This window comes from Micromonospora sp. NPDC002389 (genome assembly GCF_040296095.1).
Lineage (GTDB): Bacteria > Actinomycetota > Actinomycetes > Mycobacteriales > Micromonosporaceae > Micromonospora.
This window is the reverse complement of record NZ_JBEOWP010000002.1, coordinates 523,436-545,307: the sequence shown is the minus strand read 5'-3', so window position 1 is coordinate 545,307 and position 21,872 is coordinate 523,436. Positions and strand designations below refer to the sequence as shown.

General features: G+C 72.7%; 17 protein-coding genes. 8 read left to right on the top strand and 9 right to left on the bottom strand.

Going from position 1 to position 21,872, the window contains the following annotated elements:
- Positions 1–54 precede the first annotated feature (54 nt).
- Together ABT008_RS05660 and ABT008_RS05655 are read left to right on the top strand one after the other, a co-directional pair.
- Positions 55–1,590 carry an ABC transporter permease gene (locus tag ABT008_RS05660; protein WP_350693900.1) on the top strand — a complete coding sequence of 512 codons (1,536 nt, stop codon included), beginning with the start codon at positions 55–57 and terminating at the stop codon, positions 1,588–1,590.
- A gap of 97 nt (positions 1,591–1,687) precedes the next feature.
- On the top strand, positions 1,688–2,746 hold the full coding sequence (locus ABT008_RS05655) for an ABC transporter ATP-binding protein (protein ID WP_350693898.1): 1,059 nt from the start codon (positions 1,688–1,690) through the stop codon (positions 2,744–2,746).
- Between the two features lie 95 nt (positions 2,747–2,841).
- Here the strand turns inward: ABT008_RS05655 and ABT008_RS05650 are convergent, their stop codons facing one another.
- The gene (locus ABT008_RS05650; protein WP_350693896.1) at positions 2,842–4,062 is read right to left on the bottom strand and encodes a S8 family peptidase; all 1,221 of its coding nucleotides are present in this window, start codon (positions 4,060–4,062) and stop codon (positions 2,842–2,844) included.
- Between the two features lie 178 nt (positions 4,063–4,240).
- Here ABT008_RS05650 and ABT008_RS05645 point away from each other — a divergent pair, with 178 nt between their 5' ends.
- Both ABT008_RS05645 and dtd read left to right on the top strand, forming a co-directional pair.
- On the top strand, positions 4,241–5,722 hold the full coding sequence (locus ABT008_RS05645) for a DUF7782 domain-containing protein (protein ID WP_350693895.1): 1,482 nt from the start codon (positions 4,241–4,243) through the stop codon (positions 5,720–5,722).
- Positions 5,722–6,144: a D-aminoacyl-tRNA deacylase gene (gene dtd / locus ABT008_RS05640; RefSeq protein ID WP_350693893.1), complete on the top strand. Its 423-nt coding sequence runs from the start codon at positions 5,722–5,724 to the stop codon at positions 6,142–6,144. Before ABT008_RS05645 ends, dtd begins: the two co-directional genes overlap by 1 nt.
- A 57-nt stretch (positions 6,145–6,201) precedes the next feature.
- Here the strand turns inward: dtd and ABT008_RS05635 are convergent, their stop codons facing one another.
- Positions 6,202–6,990: a sporulation protein gene (locus ABT008_RS05635; protein ID WP_350693891.1), complete on the bottom strand. Its 789-nt coding sequence runs from the start codon at positions 6,988–6,990 to the stop codon at positions 6,202–6,204.
- A 274-nt stretch (positions 6,991–7,264) separates the two neighbouring features.
- On the opposite strand from ABT008_RS05635, the gene sigB reads away from it, so the two are divergent.
- Positions 7,265–8,275, top strand: a complete 1,011-nt coding sequence (gene sigB / locus ABT008_RS05630) for an RNA polymerase sigma factor SigB (RefSeq protein ID WP_350693889.1) — start codon at positions 7,265–7,267, stop codon at positions 8,273–8,275.
- 165 nt (positions 8,276–8,440) lie between these two features.
- On the top strand, positions 8,441–8,857 hold the full coding sequence (locus tag ABT008_RS05625; protein WP_350693888.1) for a VOC family protein: 417 nt from the start codon (positions 8,441–8,443) through the stop codon (positions 8,855–8,857).
- A gap of 48 nt (positions 8,858–8,905) precedes the next feature.
- Here ABT008_RS05625 and ABT008_RS05620 read toward each other — a convergent pair whose 3' ends face one another.
- Genes ABT008_RS05620 through ABT008_RS05610 form a run of 3 tightly spaced genes read right to left on the bottom strand, consistent with a single transcriptional unit; the run spans position 8,906 to position 13,557 of the window.
- Positions 8,906–11,497, bottom strand: coding sequence for a bifunctional acetate--CoA ligase family protein/GNAT family N-acetyltransferase (locus ABT008_RS05620; RefSeq protein ID WP_502890356.1), 2,592 nt, complete (start codon positions 11,495–11,497; stop codon positions 8,906–8,908).
- Positions 11,484–12,665 (bottom strand): acetoin utilization protein AcuC, encoded by a 1,182-nt coding sequence (locus ABT008_RS05615; RefSeq protein WP_350693884.1) that lies wholly within the window; start codon positions 12,663–12,665, stop codon positions 11,484–11,486. The genes ABT008_RS05620 and ABT008_RS05615 overlap by 14 nt, the downstream gene beginning before the upstream one ends.
- A gap of 37 nt (positions 12,666–12,702) precedes the next feature.
- Positions 12,703–13,557 (bottom strand): sulfurtransferase, encoded by an 855-nt coding sequence (locus tag ABT008_RS05610; RefSeq protein ID WP_350693883.1) that lies wholly within the window; start codon positions 13,555–13,557, stop codon positions 12,703–12,705.
- A gap of 98 nt (positions 13,558–13,655) precedes the next feature.
- Here ABT008_RS05610 and ABT008_RS05605 point away from each other — a divergent pair, with 98 nt between their 5' ends.
- On the top strand, positions 13,656–14,345 hold the full coding sequence (locus tag ABT008_RS05605) for an iron-dependent transcriptional repressor DtxR (protein WP_350693881.1): 690 nt from the start codon (positions 13,656–13,658) through the stop codon (positions 14,343–14,345).
- Between the two features lie 4 nt (positions 14,346–14,349).
- On the opposite strand, the gene ABT008_RS05600 is transcribed toward ABT008_RS05605, so the two are convergent.
- The 3 genes from ABT008_RS05600 to nrdR all read right to left on the bottom strand — a co-directional run bounded on the left by ABT008_RS05600 (position 14,350) and on the right by nrdR (position 18,448).
- Positions 14,350–14,589, bottom strand: coding sequence for a DUF5522 domain-containing protein (locus tag ABT008_RS05600; RefSeq protein WP_350693879.1), 240 nt, complete (start codon positions 14,587–14,589; stop codon positions 14,350–14,352).
- 423 nt (positions 14,590–15,012) lie between these two features.
- Positions 15,013–17,889, bottom strand: coding sequence for a vitamin B12-dependent ribonucleotide reductase (locus ABT008_RS05595; protein ID WP_350694094.1), 2,877 nt, complete (start codon positions 17,887–17,889; stop codon positions 15,013–15,015).
- A gap of 70 nt (positions 17,890–17,959) precedes the next feature.
- Positions 17,960–18,448, bottom strand: a complete 489-nt coding sequence (nrdR, locus tag ABT008_RS05590) for a transcriptional regulator NrdR (RefSeq protein ID WP_350693877.1) — start codon at positions 18,446–18,448, stop codon at positions 17,960–17,962.
- 567 nt (positions 18,449–19,015) lie between these two features.
- Between nrdR and lexA the strand changes: the two genes are divergently transcribed.
- On the top strand, positions 19,016–19,798 hold the full coding sequence (lexA, locus tag ABT008_RS05585) for a transcriptional repressor LexA (RefSeq protein WP_350693876.1): 783 nt from the start codon (positions 19,016–19,018) through the stop codon (positions 19,796–19,798).
- Positions 19,799–19,875: 77 nt separating this feature from the next.
- On the opposite strand, the gene ABT008_RS05580 is transcribed toward lexA, so the two are convergent.
- Entirely contained in the window at positions 19,876–21,861 is a 1,986-nt protein-coding gene (locus tag ABT008_RS05580; RefSeq protein ID WP_350693875.1) for a hypothetical protein, read from the bottom strand.
- Positions 21,862–21,872: the final 11 nt, after the last annotated feature.

Genomic DNA, 21,872 nt, shown 5'->3' with positions numbered 1-21,872 from the left:
TCCGTCGCAGGGCCGTCCCGATCCGGGTCGGCCCTGTCCGGCGTACCCGGCGGGATGCGGCGACTGGCGCCACGGCCGGCGTTGCTCGCGGCCTCGACCGCCGCGGTGGCCGTCGCCCTGATCCCGCTGGCCTACCTCGGGGTACGCACCGCCGAGGCGGGCTGGGACGCGGTCGTCGCCGAGCTGTGGACCGAACGGGTCGCGCTGCTCGCCCTGCGGAGCCTCGGACTGGCCGCCGTGGTCACCACGGCGTGCGTCCTGCTCGGCGTGGGCACCGCGTTCCTGGTCACCCGGACCGACCTGCCCGGCCGCCGGGCCTTCGCCGTGCTGGCGGCGTTGCCGCTGGCCGTACCCACCTACATCGCCGCCTTCGCCTGGGTCTCCGCGCTGCCCCGGCTGGAGGGGTTCTGGCCGGCGGCGCTGGTGCTCACCCTCTGCTCCTACCCGTACGTGCTGCTGCCGGTCGCGGCGGCGCTGCGCGGCGCGGACCCGGCGCAGGAGGAGGTGTCCCGGTCGCTCGGGCGCAGCGGTTGGCAGACCTTCACCGCGGTGACGCTGCGGCAGATCCGCCCGGCCACCGCCGCCGGTGCGCTGCTGGTCGCCCTCTACGTGCTCTCCGACTTCGGCGCGGTCTCCATCCTGCGCGCCGACACCTTCACCCGGGCCATCTTCGTCGCCTTCGACCTCGGCTTCGACCGCACCGGCGCGCTGGTGCTCTCCTGCGTGCTGGTGGTGCTCACGGTGGTGCTGCTGACCGGCGAGACCGCCACCCGCCGCCGGGGTGCCCGGTACGCGCGGCTCGGCGGCACCCGACGTCCCGCACCTCGGCTGGCGCTCGGGTCGGCCCGCTGGCCGGTCATCGCCGTGCTGACCGGCGTCGCCGCGTTGGCGCTCGGCGTTCCGGCGGTCAGCCTCGGGCGGCGGCTCGCCGCCGGGGTGTCCCGCCCGGGTGCCCTGCCCGAGGTGCTCACCGCCGCCGGGAACTCACTGACCGTCTCGCTGGCCGGCGCCGCGCTCACCATGCTGCTGGCGCTGCCGCTGGGGCTGCTCGTCGCGCGGGCGCCGGGTCCGCTGACCACCGCGCTGGACCGGCTGGCGTACCTGGCCCACGCCCTGCCCGGCGTGGTGATCGGACTCTCGCTGATCTTCTTCGGCATCAACGTGGCGTACCCGCTCTATCAGACCCGGTGGTTGCTCGCCCTGGCGTACGCGACGCTGTTCCTGCCGCTGGCGGTCGGCGCGGTGGCCGGCGCGGCCGCCCAGTCCCCCGCCGGTCTGGAGGAGGTGGCCCGGTCGCTGGGCCGTGGCCCCTGGACCGTGCTGCGCACGGTGACCCTGCCGCTCACCCTGCCGGGCATCGGCGCCGGGGCCGCGCTGGTCTTCCTCACCGGCATGAAGGAACTTCCGGCCACCCTGCTGCTGCGTCCCACCGGCACGGACACCCTGGCCACCGAGCTGTGGACGAGTACGGCCGTCGGCGCCTACGCGGCGGCGGCCCCCTACGCCGCGCTGCTGGTGCTGATCTCGGCGGTACCCACCTGGCTGCTGGTCGCCCGCAGCGGCCTGCTCGACCGGGAACACGGTGCATGAAACACGCAACGAAGTGGAGGGGTGGCATGAGTGAGCGCAGCGAACGAATCAACAGCTCAGCAGGCCATGTCACCCCGCAACGAAGTGGAGGGGTGGCATGAGTGAGGTCGTGCTCGACGGGGTGGTCAAGCGGTACGGGCGGGTCACCGCGCTGGCCGGCGCCGACCTCAGCGTGCCGTCCGGGCGGTTGACCGCGGTGCTCGGGCCGTCCGGCTGCGGCAAGACGACGTTGCTGCGCTGCCTGGCCGGCTTCGAACGGCTCGACGGCGGCGAGATCCGCATCGACGGCGCGGTGGTCGCGGGCGGCGGTCGGCACCTGCCAGCACACCGACGCCGCATCGCGGTGGTGCCCCAGGAGGGTGCCCTCTTCCCGCATCTGCGGGTGGCCGAGAACGTCGGCTACGGCCTGGACCGGGCCACCCGACGGACCGACCGGGTCGAGGAGGTGCTGGCGCTGGTCGGGCTGGCCGGCTACGGCGACCGGATGCCGCACCAGCTCTCCGGCGGGCAGCAGCAGCGGGTCGCGGTAGCCCGTGCGCTCGCGCCCCGACCGTCGGTGGTGCTGCTGGACGAGCCGTTCAGCGCTCTGGACGCGGGGTTGCGCGCCGGGCTGCGGCACGACGTACGCGAGGCGCTGCGCGCCGACGGGGCGACCGGTGTGCTGGTCACCCACGATCAGGGTGAGGCGCTGTCGGTGGCCGACAAGGTGGTGGTGCTGCGCGACGGGCGGGTGGTGCAGGCCGCCGCGCCGACCACGGTCTATCGGGAGCCGGCCGATCCGTGGGTGGCCGGTTTCGTCGGTGACGCGGTGCTGCTGCCGGCGATCGTCGAGAGCGGGACCGCCCGGACCGCGTTGGGGGTGCTGCCGGTCGCCGGTGCGGTGGCCGACGGGCCGGTCACCGTGCTGCTCCGACCGGAGCAGATTCGCCTGGCCGCCGGAGCGGGCGGGGTCACCGGCACCGTGCTGCGGCACGACTTCCACGGTCACGACGCGCTGGTCGGCCTGCGGCTGGGCGACGGTACGGCGATCACCGCCCGGGTGCTCGACGGCGCCGCCGTCCCGATGGACGGCGAGGTCGGGGTACGGGTGGACGGCGCGGCGCGGGTCTTCCCGGCGGACACCGACCGCCGGGCTCCGGTCGACCTGGCCGCCTGACCTCACCCGGTCGGCGTGCAGCCCCCGGGTGTGCGGTACCCACACGCAGGCCCGGCGGACGGTGGTGCCGTCCGCCGGGCCGGCGTGCGTCAGGGTCAGTTGACCACGAACAGCAGGCGGTTCGGCGAGCCGCTGCCCGGGCTGGTCACCACGCCGGTGGTGGCGTTGCTGGTCAGGTAGTTCTTGACCTGGGCCGGGGTGTAGGACGGGTTGGCCGAGAGCACGAGCGCGGCGGCGCCAGCCACGTGCGGGGAGGCCATCGAGGTGCCGCTCAGCGTGCTGGTCGCGGTGTTGCTGGTGTGGTACGCGGACAGCACGCTCGACCCGGGCGCGAAGATGTGCACGCACGAGCCGTAGTTCGAGAAGGACGACCGGGCGTCGGTGCTGGTCGTCGAGCCGACGGTGATGGCGGTCGAGGTACGCGCCGGCGAGTAGTTGCAGGCGTTGGCGTTGGAGTTGCCGGCCGCCACCGCGTAGCTGATGCCGGAGGCGATCGAGTTGGCCACCGCGTTGTCGATCGTGCTGCTGGCCCCGCCGCCGAGGCTCATGTTCGCCACGGCCGGCTTCACCGCGTTGGCGGTCACCCAGTTCACGCCGTTGACCACGCTGGCGGTGGTGCCGCCGCCGGAGCAGTTGAGCACCTTCACCGCGACCAGGCGGACGGACTTGGCCACGCCGTACGTCGCGCCGCCGACGGTTCCGGCGACGTGGGTGCCGTGGCCGTTGCAGTCGGTGTTGTTGGTGTCGACCGTGTTGGTGCCCCAGGTGGCCCGGCCGCCGAACTCGTTGTGCGTGGTGCGGATGCCGGTGTCGATGATGTAGGCCCGCACGTTCGAGGCCGTGTTCGGGTAGGTGTAGGTGCCGCTCAGCGGGCGGTTCCGCTGGTCGATGCGGTCCAGGCCCCAGGTGGGGTTGGTCTGGGTGGCCTGGACGGTGAACGCCTGGTCCTGCTCGACGTACGCGACGGCCGAGTTGGCGGCGAGTCGGGCCGCCTGCTTCGCGGTCATCTTGGCGGCGAAGCCGGTCAGCGCGGCGGAGTAGGTGTCGGAGACGCTTCCCCCGTACCGCTGGACCAGGGCGGTGGCCCGGTCCGGCACTGCGGTGCGCGCCGCCGACGAACCGGCGGCGCCGACCGCGTCGGAGCGCAGGACGACGAGGTAGCTGCCGCTGACGGCGTTCGCGGCGCCGGCGCCGCGGATCTCGCCGGTGGGTGCGGCGACCGCCGCGGTGGTGCTGGCCGCCGAGACGGCCGCCGCGGTGGCGACGACGGCGAGCGCCCGGATGACGTGCCGTCGCGCGGTGGACCCTGAGGACATCGTCTGCCTCCCTAACCGGAACGACCGACCGGGTCATGGCCGGACGGCGCGTCCCATGGACTCGAATGGATGAGATGCTAGCGTTAGATCGATGAATATGACAGAGACGTTCTTCGATTGACTGAGATTGTCACGGGCACCCGCACCCCGCTCCGTCGTCACCAGGCAGGATGGCGGTGTGGACGGACACGACATGCTGCTCTCCCCCGCCGGCGTCGAGGCGCTGCGGACCGCGTTGACGCGAGCCGCCTTCACCGCCAACGGCATCGCCACCCGGCTCGGGCCGCAGGCCACCGGCGGGGTGGCCCGTAACGACTTCCGGGCCGCGCTGCGCGCCACCGCCGACGGCGAGCCGCTCGACACCCTGATCCGGGTCTTCGTCTGCGAGCAGACCGAGCCGGAGGCCGCCGTCGCCGCCGCGCTCGCGCCGCTGTCGATCGACGAGGCGCTCGCCGCCGGACTCGTCGAACGGTACGGCGACGGGCTGCGGATGGGGCTGGACCTCGAACCGTACGGCGACGACTGGTGGGTGCTGGCCGACGTGCCGGCCAGCGCCCGTCCCGGTCGGCCCCTGCACGCCGAGCACGTGCTGGGCATCGGCGGGGCGACCCAGACGATGATCGGCGCGGCCGTCCGGCAGCCGGTGCAGAGCGCGCTCGACCTGGGCACCGGCTCCGGCGTCCAGGCCCTGCACCTGAGTACGCACGCCCGGCAGGTGACCGCCACCGACGTCTCCCGGCGGGCGCTGCGGTTCGCCGCCACCACGGCCGCGCTCAACGGCCAGCAGTGGGAGCTGCTGCGCGGCGACATGGTGCAGCCGGTCGCCGGACGGCGCTTCGACCTGGTGGTCAGCAACCCGCCCTTCGTGGTCGGGCCGGGCACCACCACGCACGTCTACCGCGACTCCGGCCGGGTCGGCGACGCGATCGGCGCCGAGCTGGCCGCCGCCGCCGACGGTCTGCTCACCGAGGGTGGCACCATGCAGTACCTGGCGAACTGGGTGCACGTCGCCGGGGAGGACTGGGGCGAGCGGGTGGCCGGCTGGTTCGCCGGGACCGGCCTGGACGCCTGGGTGATCCAGCGCGAGGTCGCCGACCCGATGGCGTACGTCAACCTCTGGCTCACCGACGTCGGCGAGGCGGCCGACCCGCAGCGGATGGCCGACTGGCTGGACTGGTTCGACGCGCACAAGGTGGAGGCGATCGGCTTCGGCATCGTCTCGCTGCGCCGGAGCGGGCACGACGACCCGGTGCTGCGGGTGGAGGACCTGCGGCAACGGGTGGAGGCCCCGATGGGCGACCGGGTCGCGGCCTGGTTCGACCGGCAGGACTGGCTGCGCCGATCGGGCGACGGGCTGCTGGACGCCCGCTACCGGGCCGCCGACGGGCTCCAGTTGCGGCAGGAGGCGACCATGGGCGCGGAGGGCTGGGGCGTCGACCGACAGGTCCTCACCATGCCGCACGGGCTGCGCTGGACCGAGGAGATCGATCCACTGGTACTCGCGCTGGTGGGTGGCGCCGACGGGCGCCTGCCGCTGCGCGACCAGATCGCGCTGCTCGCCGTCGCGCACGACGTGACGCCGGACGAGCTCGCCGAGGCGGCCGGACCGATCGTGGCGCACCTGGTGGAGCGCGGCTTCATCGAGCCGGTGCGGTCCTGATGCGGGCGGTGGTGCAGACCGTCGGGAGCGCCAGCGTCACCGTCGACGGCGAGGTGGTCGGCGCGATCGACGACGGGTTGCTGGTGCTGGTCGGGGTGACGCACACGGACACCACCGAGACCGCCCGGACCATGGCCCGCAAGGTGTACGAGCTGCGCATCCTGGACGACGAGCGGTCCGCCGCCGACGTCGGCGCGCCGATCCTGGTGGTCAGCCAGTTCACGCTCTACGGCGACGCCCGCAAGGGACGCCGTCCGAGCTGGACCGCGGCGGCTCCGGCCGAGGTGGCCGAGCCGCTGGTCGACGCGGTGGTCGAGGCGCTGCGCCAGCGCGGCGCGACGGTCGCCACCGGCCGCTTCCGGGCGCACATGCTGGTGGAGAGCGTCAACGTCGGGCCGCGCACCATCCTGCTCGACCTGTGACGCCTCACGAGGTGGACGGGCCCGGATCACGGCGCCCGCCCACCCCGTGGTCACCGGTCAGCCGAAGAGTCCCCGACGTTGCAGGGACTGCCGCAGCCAGCCGTCGAGCTGCGCCGCCCAGTCCGTACGGTCCATCGTGGCGTAGTCGACGGTGAAGCGACCGAAGACGTCCCGGCCCTCGGTCAGCAGGCCACCGCGCTTGTCCAGCTCCAGCACCACCTGCATCTGCCGGGGATCGGCGACGAAGGTGACCTCCAGTTGCTTCATCGCACCCGCGTACTGAGGCGCGGGGTAGAACTCGATCTCCTGGTAGAACGGCAGTGTCTGGTGCACGCCGTAGATGTGCCCCCGCTCGACGTCGGCCCGGGCGAACCGGAAGCCGAGCCGCAGCAACGCCTCCAGCAGCCTCTCCTGCGCCGGCAGCGGGTGCACCGCCACCGGGTCCAGGTCACCCTTGTCGAGTGCGCGGGCCACCTCCAGCTCGGTACGCAGTCCCATCGTCATCCCGTGCAGGTGCTGCCCGTACAGCTGGGTGACCGGGGTCTCCCAGGGCACCGGGAACCGGAACGGTACGTCGTAGCGCTGCCCGGCCTCGAGGCGGAACGGGCCGGTCACCTGCTGCCGGTGGAACTCCTGATTCGTGTTGTACTCGTTGTCGCCGCTCTCCACCTCGACCCGGGTCATCAACCCCAGAGCCACGTACGAGATGTCCACCCCGTGCTCGCCTCCGGTCACCGCGATGTTGCCCGTCAGCTCACCGCCCGGCCGGCAGTTCGGGTTCGTCAGCACCGTCTCCACGGACGGGCCGCCGACTCCCATCGCCTGCATGAGCCGCTTGAAGACCACCGTTGCCTCCGTCGCTTGGTCGCCCGACCCCGGGCACCCGGGGTACGGGGTTGCGTCGGCCCGACGGCCGACCGCTGGCACGGTAACCGGCACCGCCAAGTCGCATCTGCCGAACCAGCACACCCGCCCGCAAGGAGGGGGTAACGGAACGGTCACTTTCGGTTCTCCGATCGCCTCACTCCCGTTTTACGCCTCACCCGCCAAGCTGTGTGTCACCGGCTGCCACATGGGCCGGGGCGACACGGCACGGACGTGGAAACGGGGAGAGACAGAGATGGCCCTGCAGATGATGGAGCACCGGATGCGCGCCGGCACCGAGGCGGAGCACGGCGTCGACACCCTGACCGACCTGGACGCCACCGACGAGCGTGGCGTCTCCACCGACCTGGTTCGCGCGTACCTCAACGGGATCGGCCGGACCAAGCTGCTCACGGCGGCCGAAGAGGTGGACCTGGCGAAGCGGATCGAAGCCGGGTTGTTCGCCGAGGAGAAGCTGTCCACCTGCACCCCGCTCTCGGCCGACCTGCACGCCGACCTGGACGTGGTCGCGCAGCAGGGTCGGGCCGCCAAGAACCACCTGCTGGAGGCGAACCTGCGCCTCGTGGTGAGCATCGCCAAGCGGTACACCGGCCGTGGCATGGCCTTCCTCGACCTCATCCAGGAAGGCAACCTCGGCCTCATCCGCGCCGTCGAGAAATTCGACTACACCAAGGGCTACAAATTCTCCACCTACGCCACCTGGTGGATCCGCCAGGCCATCACCCGCGCCATGGCCGACCAGGCCCGCACCATCCGCATCCCGGTGCACATGGTCGAGCAGGTCAACCGGATGGTCCGGGCCCGCCGCGAGCTGTCCGTCTCGCTGGGTCGGGAGCCCACGGTGGCCGAGGTCGCCCGCGCGCTGGACGTGCCCGAGTTCCAGGTGATCGAGCTGATCTCGTACGACCGGGAGCCGGTCAGCCTGGACCAGGCCGTCGGCGAGGACGGGGAGAGCGCGCTGGGTGACTTCGTCGCCGCCGTCGACCCGGCCGGCGGACCGGGCGACACCGCCGCCCAGGGCGAGCTGCGCAACGAGGTGAGCATCGTGCTGGCCACGCTCTCCCAGCGCGAGCAGGCGGTGATCCGGCTGCGGTTCGGGCTCGACGACGGCCGGCAGCGTACCCTGGACGAGGTCGGCCGCGAGTTCGGACTGTCCCGCGAGCGGATCCGGCAGATCGAGAAGGTGACGCTGCTCAAGCTGCGGGCCCCGGAGCGGGCGCAGCGGCTGGAGGCGTACGCCTCCTGACGTGACTGGTGTGCGATCGGCCCCGGCGGTGCGCCGGGGCCGATGTCGTGTGTGCCGGGGCGGTTTTCGTGCGCGGCTCGTGTCGCGTGGGTCGAACGGACTGCGGATCGTCCAGAGTGGGTGCACGACGTCGAGTCGTCGACGCGGGCACCAGGAGGACTGATCGTGAACTGGACGCTGGAAGTGGTCGTCGTGCCGGTCTCCGACGTGGACCGGGCCAAGGCGTTCTACGCCGACCGGGTCGGTTTCACCGTCGACCACGACACGGTGATGGGTGACAACGGCCGCATCGTGCAGCTCACCCCGCCCGGCTCGGGCTGCTCGATCGTGATCGGCACCGGGCCGCTGCCGTACATGCCGCCCGGCTCGCTCAAGGGTCTACAGCTCGTCGTGCCGGACCTGGAGAAGGCCCGCGCCGAGCTGAACGAGCGCGGCGTCGAGGTGAGCGAGATCCAGGTGCTCGGGCAGAACCCGAGCCCGACGCCGCACCCGTTGGACAACGTCGGCTTCGTCTTCTTCGACGACCCGGACGGCAACTCCTGGGCGGTCCAGCAGATCTCCGCCCGCGCGACCGGGATGTAAGGAGGGGTCCCCTGCTATACACGAGGCGTTAGTAGGGGACCCCTCCTTTCACAAACGGCGGGGGCCGGTGTCGGGGCGGGGGGCGGCCGAGCCGGTGCGGACCGAGGCGTGCAGCACGGACAGCCCGTCCGGGCGGGCCAGCACCGGGTTGAGCGTCAGTGCGCGTACCCGGGGTTGCTCGTCGGCGAGCCGCCCGATGCGCAGGAGCAGGTCGGCCAGGGCCGCCCGGTCCACCGGGGCGGCACCCCGGTGGCCCCGCAGCAGAGGCGCCGCGCGTGGGGCGTCGACCAGCTCGGTCGCGTCCCGGTCGGTCAACGGCACCGCCCGCCAGGCCCGGTCGCCGAGCAGGTCGGTGGCGACCCCGCCGAGGCCGAAGCCCACCACCGGTCCGAACGCCGGGTCCTCGACCAGCTCCACCACGCAGGCCACGCCGGGCGGCACCATCGGCTGCACCAGCACGTCCGCGCCGAACGCGGCGGCCAGCTCGGCGTAGGCGCGGCGGACCGTGTCGGCGTCGGGCAGGTCCAGGCGGACCGCACCGAGGTCGAGGCGGTGCCGCAGACCACCGGCGGCAGCCTTGAGCGCCACCGGGAAACCGAACCGCGTCGCCGCGTGGACCGCCGCGTCGACCGAGTCGACCCGCGCCGACTCGACCACGTCGATGCCGTACGCGGCGAGCAGCGCCTCCGGATCGCCACCGTCCGCCCGCAGCGCCACCTGCGCCGCCACCGGATCGACGTCGGGCAGCTCGGGCAGTACGCCGGCCGGACGACGCCGCCAGTCGGCGTACGCGGTGACCCGGGCCAGCGCGCGTACCGCCTCCTCCACGCTCGGGTAGGCCGGTGTCCCCGCCGGGGCCCGACCGACCAGGAAGGTGGCGACCGTCGGCTTGTCGGCCACGGGCGCGGCGAGCGCGGCGGCGAAGTCCGCCTCGGTGTCGGTGAGCTGCCCCGGCAACGGCGGCGCGAAGAGGACCACCAGCGCGTCGACCGAGTCGTCGGCGGCGGCGTCGGCGAGCGCCGCACCGAACTCGGCGGCGCCGGCCCGGGGGCCGACGTCACGCGGGTAACCCGGTGCGACCCGTAGGCCCTGTGCCGCGCAGGCGGTGGCCGCCAGCCCGGTCAGCGCCGAGGAGTTGCCGACCACGCCGACCCGGTTCCCGCCCGGCAGCGGTTGGTTGGCCAGGAGCGCCCCGACGTCGAGCAGTTCGGCGACGGTGTCCACCCGGATCACCCCGGACTGGGCGAACAGGGCGCTCACCGCCGTCTCGTCCGGGCCGGCGGAGTCGCCCAGTCCGGGCGGGCGGGCCGGGGAGGCCAGCGCCACCACCGGTTTGTCGCGGCCGATCCGCCGGGCCAGTCGGGCGAACTTGCGCGGGTTGCCGAAGGTCTCCAGGTACAACATGATCACGTCGGTGTCCGGGTCGTCCTGCCAGTACTGCAACAGGTCGTTGCCGGAGACGTCGGCCCGGTTGCCGGCCGAGACGAAGCTGGACACCCCCAGCCCACGCCGGTCCGCCTCGGCCAGCAGCGCCACCCCGAACACGCCCGACTGGCTGAAGATGCCGACCCGGCCGGGTTCCGGCAGCCGTGGGGCGAGGGTGGCGTTGAGGCGTACCGCCGGGTCGGTGTTGGCCACCCCCAGGCAGTTGGGGCCGATCACCCGCATGCCCGCCGCGTGGGCCGCGCGGACCAGCGTGCGCTGCGCGGCGGCACCGGCCATCCCGGCCTCGGCGAAGCCCGCCGAGATGACCACCAGGCCGCGTACGCCGGCCGCGGCGGCGTCCGCGACCACCTCGGGCGCCGACTCCGGCGGCACCGCCACCACCGCCAGGTCGACCGGCAGGTCGGCGTCGACCGCCGACGGGTACGCGGGCAGCCCGGCGACCCGGGCGGCGGTCGGGTGCACCGGCACCACCGATCCGGTGTACCCGCCGTCGCGCAGGTGCCCGAGCACCGCCGCGCCGACGCCCTGGCCGGTGGCGCTGGCACCGTAGACGACCACGCCACGCGGGGCGAGCAGCCGGGCGATGGACCGGGCCTCGGTGCGGTGCTCCCGCCCGCGCTGCACCTCCAGGGTCGCCTCGGTGGACGCGATCGGGAAGGTCAGGTGCACCACGCCGTCGGCGAACTGGCGCTGGATCTGGTAGCCGAAGTCGGCGAAGACCCGCAGCATCGCCCCGTTGGCCGGGAGCACCTCGGCCACGAAGTTGACGATCCCGCTGCGGCGGGCCGCGTCGGCGAGGTGTTCCAGCAGCACCGAGCCGATGCCCCGGCCCTGGTAGGCGTCCTCCACCACGAACGCGACCTCGGCGTCGGGCGAGGCCGGGCCGAGCCGCTCGTACCGGCCGACGGCGACGATCCGGTCGCCGGCCAGCACCACGAACGCCTCCCGGTCGCGGTGGTCGACGTTGACGAAGCGCTGCAGGTCCCGTTCGGGGATGCGCGGGTACGGCGAGAAGTACCGCAGGTATCGGGTGCGCTCGGAGAACCGGGAGTGCATCGCCACGATTCCCGGCGCGTCGGAGGGACGGATCGGTCGCAACTGGACCGTGCTGCCGTCGCTGAGCAGCACGTCCACGGCTGGTTCGGTTCTGGTCACCTCGGGCGGCCCTCCCCCGGCCGACTCAGTCGCGCGGATCGTGCGGGTCGAGGCCGAGCAGCGGGAAGACGGCCTTCCGGGTGGCCGCGATGGCCCGGTCCACCGGGTTCGGCTCGCCGGTGGGCTGCCACGGCTGGTAGCTCGGGTCGACGTCGTCGGTCATCCGCAGCGGGATGTCGGTGCCGGGACGCCGGGCCCGGGCCAGGTCCCGCCAGCCCGGCGGGGTCAGCGTGGCCGGGTCCAGCGGCGCGCCGGTGGCCACCGCGAGCAGGTGCGTCCAGGCCCGGGGCACCACCTCGACGAGCGCGTACCCACCGCCGCCGGTGGCCACCCACCGGCCGTCGCACAGCTCGTCGGCGAGCGCCCGCAACGCCAGATAGGTGGCGCGCTGCCCATCCACCGACAGGTGCAGGTCGGCGAGAGGGTCGACGCGGTGGGCGTCCGCGCCGCACTGGGTGAACAGCACCTGCGGGCGGAACGCGCGCAGCACCGACGGCACGATCGCGTGGAAGGCGCGTTGCCAGCCGGCGTCCTCCACCCCGGGCGGCAACGGGACGTTGACCGCCGTGCCGGCGGCGTTCGGGCCACCGGTCTCGTCGGGGAAACCGGTGCCGGGAAAGAGCGCGAGCGGGGTCTCGTGCAGGCTGACCGTCATCACCCGAGGGTCGTCCCAGAAGATCTGTTGCACCCCGTCGCCGTGGTGCACGTCGACGTCGACGTACGCGATGCGCTCCGCGCCCAGGTCGAGCAGCCGGGCGATGGCTACCGCCGGGTCGTTGTAGACGCAGAAACCGGCGGCCCGGTCGGCCATGGCGTGGTGCAGGCCGCCGGCCACGTTGACCGCACGTCGGGCCTGGCCCCGCCACACCGCCTCGGCGGCGGCCACCGTCGCTCCGGCGATCAACGCGCTCGACTCGTGCATCCCCTGGAAGACCGGGTTGTCCGAGGTGCCCAGACCGAAGCCGGTGAAGAAGGGTTCCTGCGGCGCCATCCGGACCGCGCCGAGGTAGCGCGGGTCGTGTACCCGGCTGAGCAACTCGTCGTCGGCCGGGTAGGGCTTGACCATGCGGACTCCGGGCCGGTGCAGCACGCCGAGTTCCCAGGCGAGCGCGAGAGTCAGCTCCACCCGGACCGGATCGAGCGGGTGGTCGCCGAGGTCGTAGGCGAGCAGCGACTCGTCCCACATCACCACCGTGTCGTCGGACATCTGCCCATGGTCGCACGCGACCGCATAGTGGGCCTGGTCAGGCGTCCGGGCCCGAGCCGGTGGCCACCGGCCGGTCCGGGTCGGCCACCCACTCGCTCCACGATCCGACGTAGAGGGCGGCGTCCGGACGCCCGGCCAGGTGCAACGCGAGCACGGCCTGCGCGGCGGTCACCCCGGAGCCGCAGTACGCGCCGACCGGCGCCCCGGCGACCACCCCGGCCGCCGCGAAGCGGTCCCGCAGCACCTCGGCGGCGGCGAAGCGGCCCTCGGTGACGTACTCGGGGGCGGGCACGTTCACCGCGCCGGGGACGTGCCCGGCCACCGGGTCGATCGGCTCCTGCTCGCCCCGGTAGCGCGGCGCGGCCCGCACGTCGAGCAGCACCCCGTCACCGGCGGCCAGCCGGGCGGCGGCCGAGGCGTCGAGCACCGGCAGCGCACCGGGGCGGACGGTCACGTCGCCGGGTTCGGGCGTCGACACGTCGTCGCTGGTGGGCAGGCCGGCGGCCAACCAGGCCGGATAGCCGCCGGACAACAGGCGTACCGGTCGGTGTCCGGCCCAGCGCAGCGTCCACCAGGCGCGGGCGGCGGCCATGCCGTCACCGCCGTCGTACACCACCACCGGGTGACCGTCGCGGACCCCGGCGGCCCGCAGCGCCGCCTGCAGGGCTTCGGGGTCGGGCAGGGGGTGCCGGCCGGCCGGACCGGGCGGGCCGCAGAGCGCGGTGTCCAGGTCGACGAAGACCGCGCCCGGGACGTGCCCGGCCGCGTAGTCGTCCCGGCCGGGTGGACCGACCAGGCGCCACCGTACGTCGAGCAGGGTAGGTGGCTCGGCCCCGTCGAGTTCGGCGGCGAGCGACCGCGCCTCGACCAGAAGATCGTCTGTACCGGACATGCACCCAGTCAACACCATCAGTGACGGTGGCGGCGGTTCGGCGACCGTCGATCGGGGTGCGGCAGGGTACCATCGATACCCGGAGGGCCGCTGACACCATGAAGTCTCACGACTTGGTCGATACGACCGAAATGTACCTGCGCACCATCCTCGAACTCGAAGAGGAGGGAGTGCCGCCGCTACGCGCCCGGATCGCTGAACGGTTGCGCCAGAGCGGCCCCACCGTGAGCCAGACCGTCGCCCGGATGGAGCGCGACGGCCTGCTGACCGTGGAGGGCGATCGGCACCTCACCCTCACCGATCTCGGCCGCGCCACCGCCGTCTCGGTGATGCGCAAGCACCGGCTCGCCGAGCTGCTGCTGGTCAACGTGATCGGGATGCCCTACGAGGAGGCCCACGAAGAGGCCTGCCGCTGGGAGCACGTGATGAGCGACGCGGTCGAGAAGCGGGTCTACGACCTGCTCAACCGGCCGACCCGGTCGCCGTACGGCAACCCCATCCCGGGCCTGGACGAACTGGGTCCGCCCACCCAGACCGAGCCGGAGACCGCCGAGAGCGAGCGCAACCTCGCCTTCCCCGGCCTGAGCGGCAAGGTGATCGTCCGGCGGATCTGCGAGAGCGTGCAGACCGACGCCGAGGTGCTCCGCCAACTGCACGCCGCCGGGGTCGACCCGGGGGCCACCGTCACGGTGGCGCAGGAGCGGGACGGGGTGTCGATCGACCGTTCCGGCGAGAGCGTCCGACTACCCCGCGAGGTCGCCTCCCGGGTCTTCGTCGCCGCCGCCTGACCGTTCACTCCACGTACGGGCAGTGCCGGCAACCCCGGCCGCAGCAGGTTCCCCTGCGGGCCAGGAAGCCGGCACTGAGTACGAACAGCCCGGTGTCCGGGTCGAGGTAGCCGGCGTCCCCGGCGGCCAGGGCCGCGTCGTGCGCGGCGATGATCCGCTCCCGGCCGGGATGCCCGGGCGACAGCCGCGACGGGTGCGGCTCGTTCAGAGCCCGCGCCGCCAGGGGCTTTCGCTCTCCACTCATCCCGCGCAGTCTAGGCAGCCACCGCTCTCCACCCGGCCCCGCCCGCCGCACCTCGGCCCATCCGCCGCCCCGCCACACCTCACCGCCACCTCGCCGCACCTCGACCCACCCGCCGCACCTCGGCAAGCCCGTCACGCCTCGGCCCCGCCGAGGTACCCCGGCCCCGCCGCCGCACCTCGGCTCGCTGCCGGACCCGCCGCGAGCTGCGTCGATCATGGACTTGTGGCGCTCGGAAAGCGCTGGAATGCCCCGCTTCGTGACTGCCACGACTCCATGATCGGCGGCGTGAGGGCTGGCCGGGGGCGAGGCACGACGGGTGGGTCGAGGTGCGGCGGGGGCAGGGGTCAGGCGGGGCCGGGTGGGGGGCCGCGACGGGTGGAGCCCCGGACGCGGGTGCGTCCGGGGCTCCACAGGTACTCGTCGTCAGCTGCAACCGCTGGTGGAGCCGCAGCCCTCGCAGACGTAGCAGCTACCGGCCGGGCGCATCTTCGTACCGCAGGTGAAGCAGAGCGGTGCGTCGGCGGCCTTGCCGATCACGGCCTCCAGCAGCTCGGTGCTGGAACCGACCGACGGTGCCGGCTTGATCGCGGCGGCGTCGGCGAGTTCCTGGGCCGGCTGGGCGACCGGGCCGACCCTCGGCTCGGTGGGAGTCTCCACCGGGGCGGACGCGGCCATGGCGGTGAGGTCCGTGCCGTTGGCCTCCGCCTCCGCCTCGGCGGCGAGCTGGGCGGCCCGCTCCTTGGCGGTGAAGATGCCGATCTCGGCGCGGCGCTCGTAGGGCAGGAAGTCCAGTGCCAGGCGACGGAAGATGTAGTCCATCACCGAGGCGGCCATCCGCACGTCCGGGTCGTCGGTCATGCCGGCCGGCTCGAAGCGCATGTTGGTGAACTTGCTGACGTACGTCTCCAGCGGGACGCCGTACTGCAGGCCGATGGAGATGGCCACCGAGAAGGCGTCCATCACCCCGGCCAGGGTGGAGCCCTGCTTCGACATCTTGAGGAAGACCTCGCCGAGGCCGTCGTCCGGGTAGGACGAGGCGGTGAGGTAGCCCTCGGCGCCACCGACCGAGAAGGAGATGGTCTCCGACGGACGCTTCTTCGGCAGCCGCTTGCGCACCGGGCGGTACTCGACGACCTTCTCCACCACCGGCTCGACCGTGGTGACGGTCGCCTCCGGCTCGGCGGTCTTCTTCTTCGCCACCGACAGCGGCTGACCGACCTTGCAGTTGTCCCGGTAGATCGCCAGCGCCTTGAGGCCGAGCTTCCAGCCCTCGAAGTAGATCTTCTCGACGTCGGCGACGGTCGCCTGCTCCGGCATGTTGACGGTCTTGGAGATGGCGCCGGAGATGAACGGCTGGACCGCCGCCATCATCCGCACGTGGCCCATCGGGGCGATGGACCGCTCGCCCATGGCGCAGTCGAAGACCGGGTAGTGCTCCGGCTTGAGGCCGGGGGCGTCCACCACGTGCCCCTGGTCGGAGATGTGCTCGACGATCGCCTCCACCTGCTCCTCGGGGTATCCGAGGCTGCGCAGGGCGCGCGGCACGGTCTGGTTGACGATCTGCATCGAGCCGCCGCCGACCAGCTTCTTGAACTTGACCAGCGCCAGGTCCGGCTCGACGCCGGTGGTGTCGCAGTCCATCATCAGGCCGATGGTGCCGGTCGGGGCGAGCACGCTGGCCTGCGAGTTCCGCCAGCCGTTCTTGTCGCCGATCTTGTTGCCCTGGGTCCACTGCTTGGTGGCCTCGCGCACCACCGCGGTGGCCACCGTGCCGGCCGGCTTGATCTGGTCGTTGGCGGCGGCGTGCTTACGCATGACCCGCTTGTGTGGCTCGGCGTTGCGGGCGTACCCGTCGTACGCGCCGACGATGCCGGCCAGCTCGGCCGAGCGGCGGTACGCCGTGCCGGTCATCAGCGAGGTGATCGCGGCGGACAGCGACCGACCCTGGTCCGAGTCGTACGGCAGGCCGGAGGCCATCAGCAGGGCACCGAGGTTGGCGTACCCGATGCCGAGCTGCCGGTACGCCCGGGTGGTCTCCCCGATCTTCTCGGTCGGGAAATCGGCGAAGCAGATCGAGATGTCCATCGCGGTGATGACCAGCTCGACGCTGCGGACGAACTTCTCCACCTCGAAGCCACCGTCGGCGCGGAGGAACTTCATCAGGTTCAACGAGGCCAGGTTGCACGAGGAGTTGTCCAGGTGCAGGTACTCCGAGCACGGGTTCGACGCGGTGATCCGGCCGGTCTCCGGGCAGGTGTGCCAGTCGTTGATGGTGTCGTCGTACTGCAGGCCGGGGTCGGCGCACTCCCAGGCGGCCTGGGAGATGGTGCGGAACAGCTTCTGCGCGTCGATGGTCTCGATCACCGCGCCGTCGAGCCGGCCGCGCAGGTCGAAGCCGCCGCCCTGCTCGACCGCCGCCATGAACTCGTCGGAGACCCGGACCGAGTTGTTAGCGTTCTGGTACTGCACGCTGACGATGTCGGCGCCGCCCAGGTCCATGTCGAACCCGGCGTCGCGCAGCGCGCGGATCTTGTCCTCCTCGCGCGCCTTGGTGACCACGAACTCCTCGATGTCCGGGTGGTCGACGTCGAGGATGACCATCTTGGCCGCCCGCCGGGTGGCACCACCGGACTTGATGGTGCCGGCGCTCGCGTCCGCGCCGCGCATGAAGCTGACCGGGCCGGAGGCGGTGCCGCCGGAGGAGAGCAGCTCCCGGGAGGAACGGATCCGGGAGAGGTTCACCCCGGAGCCGGAGCCGCCCTTGAAGATCAGCCCCTCCTCCTTGTACCAGTCCAGGATGGAGTCCATCGAGTCGTCGACGGCGAGGATGAAGCAGGCGCTGACCTGCTGCGGCGACGGCGTGCCGACGTTGAACCAGACCGGCGAGTTGAAGCTGAACACCTGGTGCAGCAGCATCCAGGTCAGCTCGTGGGCGAATACCTCGGCGTCGGCCGGGGAGGCGAAGTAGCCGTACTCCTCGCCGGCGGTGCGGTAGGTGGTGACCACCCGGTCGATCAGCTGCTTGAGCGACCACTCCCGCTCCGGGGTGCCCACCGCGCCCCGGAAGTACTTGGTGGTCACGATGTTGGCCGCGTTGACGCTCCAGCTCTCGGGGTACTCCACCCCGCGCTGCTCGAAGTTGATCGAGCCGTCCCGCCAGTTGGTCATCACGACGTCGCGGCGCTCCCAGGCGACCTCGTCGTACGGGTGCACGCCCTCGGTGGTCCAGACCCGGTCCACCTTGAGGCCCGCGTTCGTCTTGTTCCGTGACCTGCTTGTTGTCACACCGTCCCCCGGCATCTCATCCGCCCCCTCGCTCACGCGGGCACCCCGCGCGATCTGACTGTCACTACTGCTGCTGCTCAGACGTTCACTGCGCGTGGGCCGTCTCGGCCCCAGCGCCCTCCCGGGCGCGCGCGGCGGCCCGCAGCGTCTCGATCTCCTGCTCGAAGTCGGCGAGCGAGTCGAACGACCGGTAGACGCTGGCGAACCGCAGGTAGGCGACCTCGTCCAGGTCCCGCAGGGGACCCAGGATGGCCAGCCCGACATCGTGGCTCGGGATCTCGGCGGCCCCCTTGGCGCGGATGGTCTCCTCGACCCGCTGCGCCAGGATCGCGATCGAGTCCTCGTCGACCGGCCGCCCCTGGCACGCCTTGCGCACTCCGCCGATGATCTTCGTCCGGCTGAACGGCTCGGTCACCCCGCTGCGCTTGACCACCGCCAGCACCGCCTCCTCGACGGTGGTGAACCGTTTGCCGCACTCCGGGCAGGAGCGCCGCCGACGGATCAACTGCCCGTCGTCCGCCTCCCGCGAGTCGACCACCCGGGAGTCGGCGTGCCGGCAGTACGGACACCGCATCGCCCGACCTCCTTGATCGACTTCGGGTACGCCCCCATCCGCCTCCGGGCACACACAGGTACGGCGGAGCCGCCCCGCAGGACGGCCGCCGGCTCGGCGGTGCGGAAAGTGCGGTGGGTAGTCGAACCCAACCTGTAGGCGACTTACGCCCATGTGACTACTACATCTAGGGGTCGAACCTATGCCGCTGGCGATCCGAGGTCAAGTTGACCGGCGTGTCCGGCGCGTCACCCGACAACCCACCCGCTTCCCCCTCTCCACCCAACCGGAGAACCCAACGCGGACCGGTGGCGGGAGTTACCGTCCGGCCGGACAGGATCACCGACAATCCGTACCGGGTCGAACACGCGTTCGACGCCGCGTACCATTTATCAGAACGGACGTACGACTGTCGCGCTTTTCCGGCCCGACACGCGGAGATAGGTCGTACAGATGTTTGAAAATGACCGATCTCACCGATACGGTCATGAACAGCCGGAGGTGACCATGGTCGCCACACCGGCCGACAGATCACCGTGCGCACCACGAGCCGCCGAGGCACCCCAGCGCCGACCAGGGAGGACGGACGTGACCGAGGACCGGGCCAACCCGCCGCAGAGCCCGCAGCAGAGCATCGAGGCGGGTCCGCCGGCCGCCCGTCGCCGCAGCGTCACCCGCGCCCGCTCCGGGCAGCCCGCCGTACGCCCGGTGACCCCGGTGGTCAGCGGCTTCCCCGACCCGGCGACCGTCGACCTGACCGCCCGTCAGCGACGCATCCTCGACTTCATCCGCACCTGGGTGGAGCGGCACGGCTACCCGCCGAGCGTGCGCGAGATCGGCGAGGCGGTCGGGCTGGTCTCCCCGTCCAGCGTCGCCTACCAGCTCAAGGAACTGGAGAAGAAAGGCTTCCTGCGGCGCGACCCGAACCGCCCCCGCGCGGTCGACGTCCGCTCCGCCAACGACGTCGACGACGAGTTGGCCCGCTCGCAGCGCCCCACCCCCGCGTACGTGCCGATGCTCGGCCGGATCGCCGCCGGTGGGCCGATCCTCGCCGAGCAGTCGATGGAGGAGGTCTTCCCGCTGCCCCGCGAGCTGGTCGGCGAGGGCGAGGTCTTCATGCTCCAGGTCAAGGGCGACTCGATGCTCGACGCGGCGATCTGCGACGGCGACTGGGTGGTCGTCCGGCAACAGCCGACCGCCGACTCCGGCGAGATCGTCGCCGCCATGCTGGACGGCGAGGCGACCGTCAAGACCTACCGGCGGCGCGACGGCCACGTCTGGCTGATGCCGCAGAACCCGGCCTTCGACCCGATCCCGGGTGACGACGCCACCATCATGGGCCGGGTCGTCGCGGTGCTGCGCCGGATCTGAACGACTACGCGGCCGGTGCTGACCCGAGGTCAGTACCGGCCGCCGTCAGTACCGGCCGCCGTCAGTACCGGTCGCCGTCAGTACCGGTCGCCTCGGTAGCCGTAGTTGCCGCCCGGCATCTGGCCGTACGGCTCGTCGCCGTTCTCGCGGTAGCGGCCGGAACGCCGGCCCCGATGGTCCGGCTCGCCGCCGGGCCCACCCCGCCGGGGCGGTTCGGCACGGCCTCCACCGGACTGTCCACCCCGCCCGCCACCGGGCATCCCGCCCGCGCGGCCACCGCCGCCACCGGGCGCGCCACCGCCCCGGCCGCCGCCACCGGGCATCCCGCCGCCACGGCCACCGCCCGGGGCACCGCCACCCGGGGCACCGCCGCTGCGGCCACCGCCACCGGGCGGTCCGCCGGCCCGGCCACCGCCGCCACCGCCGCCGTAGACCCCACCACCGGAGCGGCCACCGCCACCCTGAGCCGGGCGTCCGCCGCCGCCCTGCGACGGGCGGCCACCGCCACCGGGACGGCCGCCACCGTAGACCGGGCCGCCCTCACCACCCGACCGGCCACCCTGGTCGCCGGAGCGGCCACCGCCACCTCCGCCGCCGTAGACGCCACCGCCCTGAGCCGGGCGGGAGCCGTTGGCACCGGCCGGACGGCCACCGCCGTAGACCGCACCCGACCGGGCGCCCTCGGGCCGGTCGCCCTTCGCCGACCCGCCGTAGACGGCACCGGACTGGGCACCGCCGTACACCGCGCCCCGACCCCGGTCCTTCGGGCCGAAGCCGTCGTCCTTGCGGCTCGGATCGTCATCGTCATCGTCGCCGTCGCGGCTCTTGCCCGCCGGCACCGGACGCTTGCGGGCCCGCAGGATGCCGAAGATGCCGGCGCCCACCAGCAACGCGCCGAGCACACCGACGGTGGCGATCAGATAGGTGATGTCGTCCAGGGTCAGCCCGTCGAACCACGACCGGCCGGCCGCGTTCTTCACCGCGTCCGGGTCGTCGGCCAGGTTCTTCGGGCCCTCGGTGGACGGCGTGTAGCTGAGGATGTCGACCGGCTCGTTGTCGTCGAGATGCCCCGCGTCGGAGACGGTCAGGAAGGTCTTGCCGTCGGTCGAGTACGCGATCGCCTCGCCGAACGGGTCGGCCAGCGGAGTCACCCGGGGCGTGGTGGTGGTCAGCGCGGTGACGATGTCGCCGTTCTGCACGTCGTACTCGAAGGCGTCGGCGTACGTGCGCAGCGCTACCCGGGCGCCGTCCGGGGACCGGGCCGCACCGGTGATCGCCACCCGCCCGAAGGTGCTCAGTGGGTTCTCGGTGTCGGTCTTGGGCAGTTCGATGTCGCCGAGCTTCTTCATCGGCACCGGCTCGGTGTCGCCGGTCTTGAGCGCACCGTCGGCGGTGAAGATCTCCGCCTTGCCGGAGGTGACCTTCGTGATGATCAACGGCAGGTTGTCGTCGCCGATCAGCAACGCCTCGGCGTCGCGGGGCTTGCCGTCCGGGTACGCCAGCCGGTGCAGGACCGGCGACTTGCTGCCATTGATCGGCATGCTCCAGACCGCGACCCGCTTCCGGCGCTCCCGGCTGGTGATGTTGTCACCGGTGTCGGCGATCCACAACGTGTTGCCGTCCGGCGAGACGGCGAGGTCCTCGGTGTCGAACGGCCCCGCACCCGAGTAACGGACCTCGCGGGTGACGTCGCAGTCCTTGTTCAGATAGAAGACCCGCTTGCGGCTGTCCTGGTCGGTGCTGTCGTTGATCACGATGTACCCGTTGCGGGTGACCACCAGGCCGGACATCTCCCGCAGCCGCGAGTCGGTGACCGAACACTGCTTCTTGGGCGCCGCCGCGAGCGGCGCGGCGGCCACCGGCACCGCCGCCGGAGCGACGGCGCCAGCGGCGAGCACCGGTCCCACGTCGGTCGATACGGTCGGCGGGCCGACATCGGTCACCGGCGATGCGGCGTACGCGGGTGGCGACGACCCGGGCGCGGCGAGAGTGACGCCGGTGACCGCCACGGTGGCCCCGAACAGGCCGAGCGCAACCGTGACCGAGGAAACAGTGCGGTGCATGAAAGGAAGTG

Coding starts and splice junctions, on each gene's coding strand:
- ABT008_RS05660 (WP_350693900.1), top strand. CDS start 55: ATGCGGCGACTGGCGCCACGGCCGGCGTTGCTCGCGGCCTCGACCGCC.
- ABT008_RS05655 (WP_350693898.1), top strand. CDS start 1,688: ATGAGTGAGGTCGTGCTCGACGGGGTGGTCAAGCGGTACGGGCGGGTC.
- ABT008_RS05650 (WP_350693896.1), bottom strand. CDS start 4,062: ATGTCCTCAGGGTCCACCGCGCGACGGCACGTCATCCGGGCGCTCGCC.
- dtd (WP_350693893.1), top strand. CDS start 5,722: ATGCGGGCGGTGGTGCAGACCGTCGGGAGCGCCAGCGTCACCGTCGAC.
- sigB (WP_350693889.1), top strand. CDS start 7,265: ATGGCCCTGCAGATGATGGAGCACCGGATGCGCGCCGGCACCGAGGCG.
- ABT008_RS05615 (WP_350693884.1), bottom strand. CDS start 12,665: ATGTCCGACGACACGGTGGTGATGTGGGACGAGTCGCTGCTCGCCTAC.
- ABT008_RS05610 (WP_350693883.1), bottom strand. CDS start 13,557: ATGTCCGGTACAGACGATCTTCTGGTCGAGGCGCGGTCGCTCGCCGCC.
- ABT008_RS05605 (WP_350693881.1), top strand. CDS start 13,656: ATGAAGTCTCACGACTTGGTCGATACGACCGAAATGTACCTGCGCACC.
- ABT008_RS05600 (WP_350693879.1), bottom strand. CDS start 14,589: ATGAGTGGAGAGCGAAAGCCCCTGGCGGCGCGGGCTCTGAACGAGCCG.
- ABT008_RS05595 (WP_350694094.1), bottom strand. CDS start 17,889: ATGCCGGGGGACGGTGTGACAACAAGCAGGTCACGGAACAAGACGAAC.
- nrdR (WP_350693877.1), bottom strand. CDS start 18,448: ATGCGGTGTCCGTACTGCCGGCACGCCGACTCCCGGGTGGTCGACTCG.
- ABT008_RS05580 (WP_350693875.1), bottom strand. CDS start 21,861: ATGCACCGCACTGTTTCCTCGGTCACGGTTGCGCTCGGCCTGTTCGGG.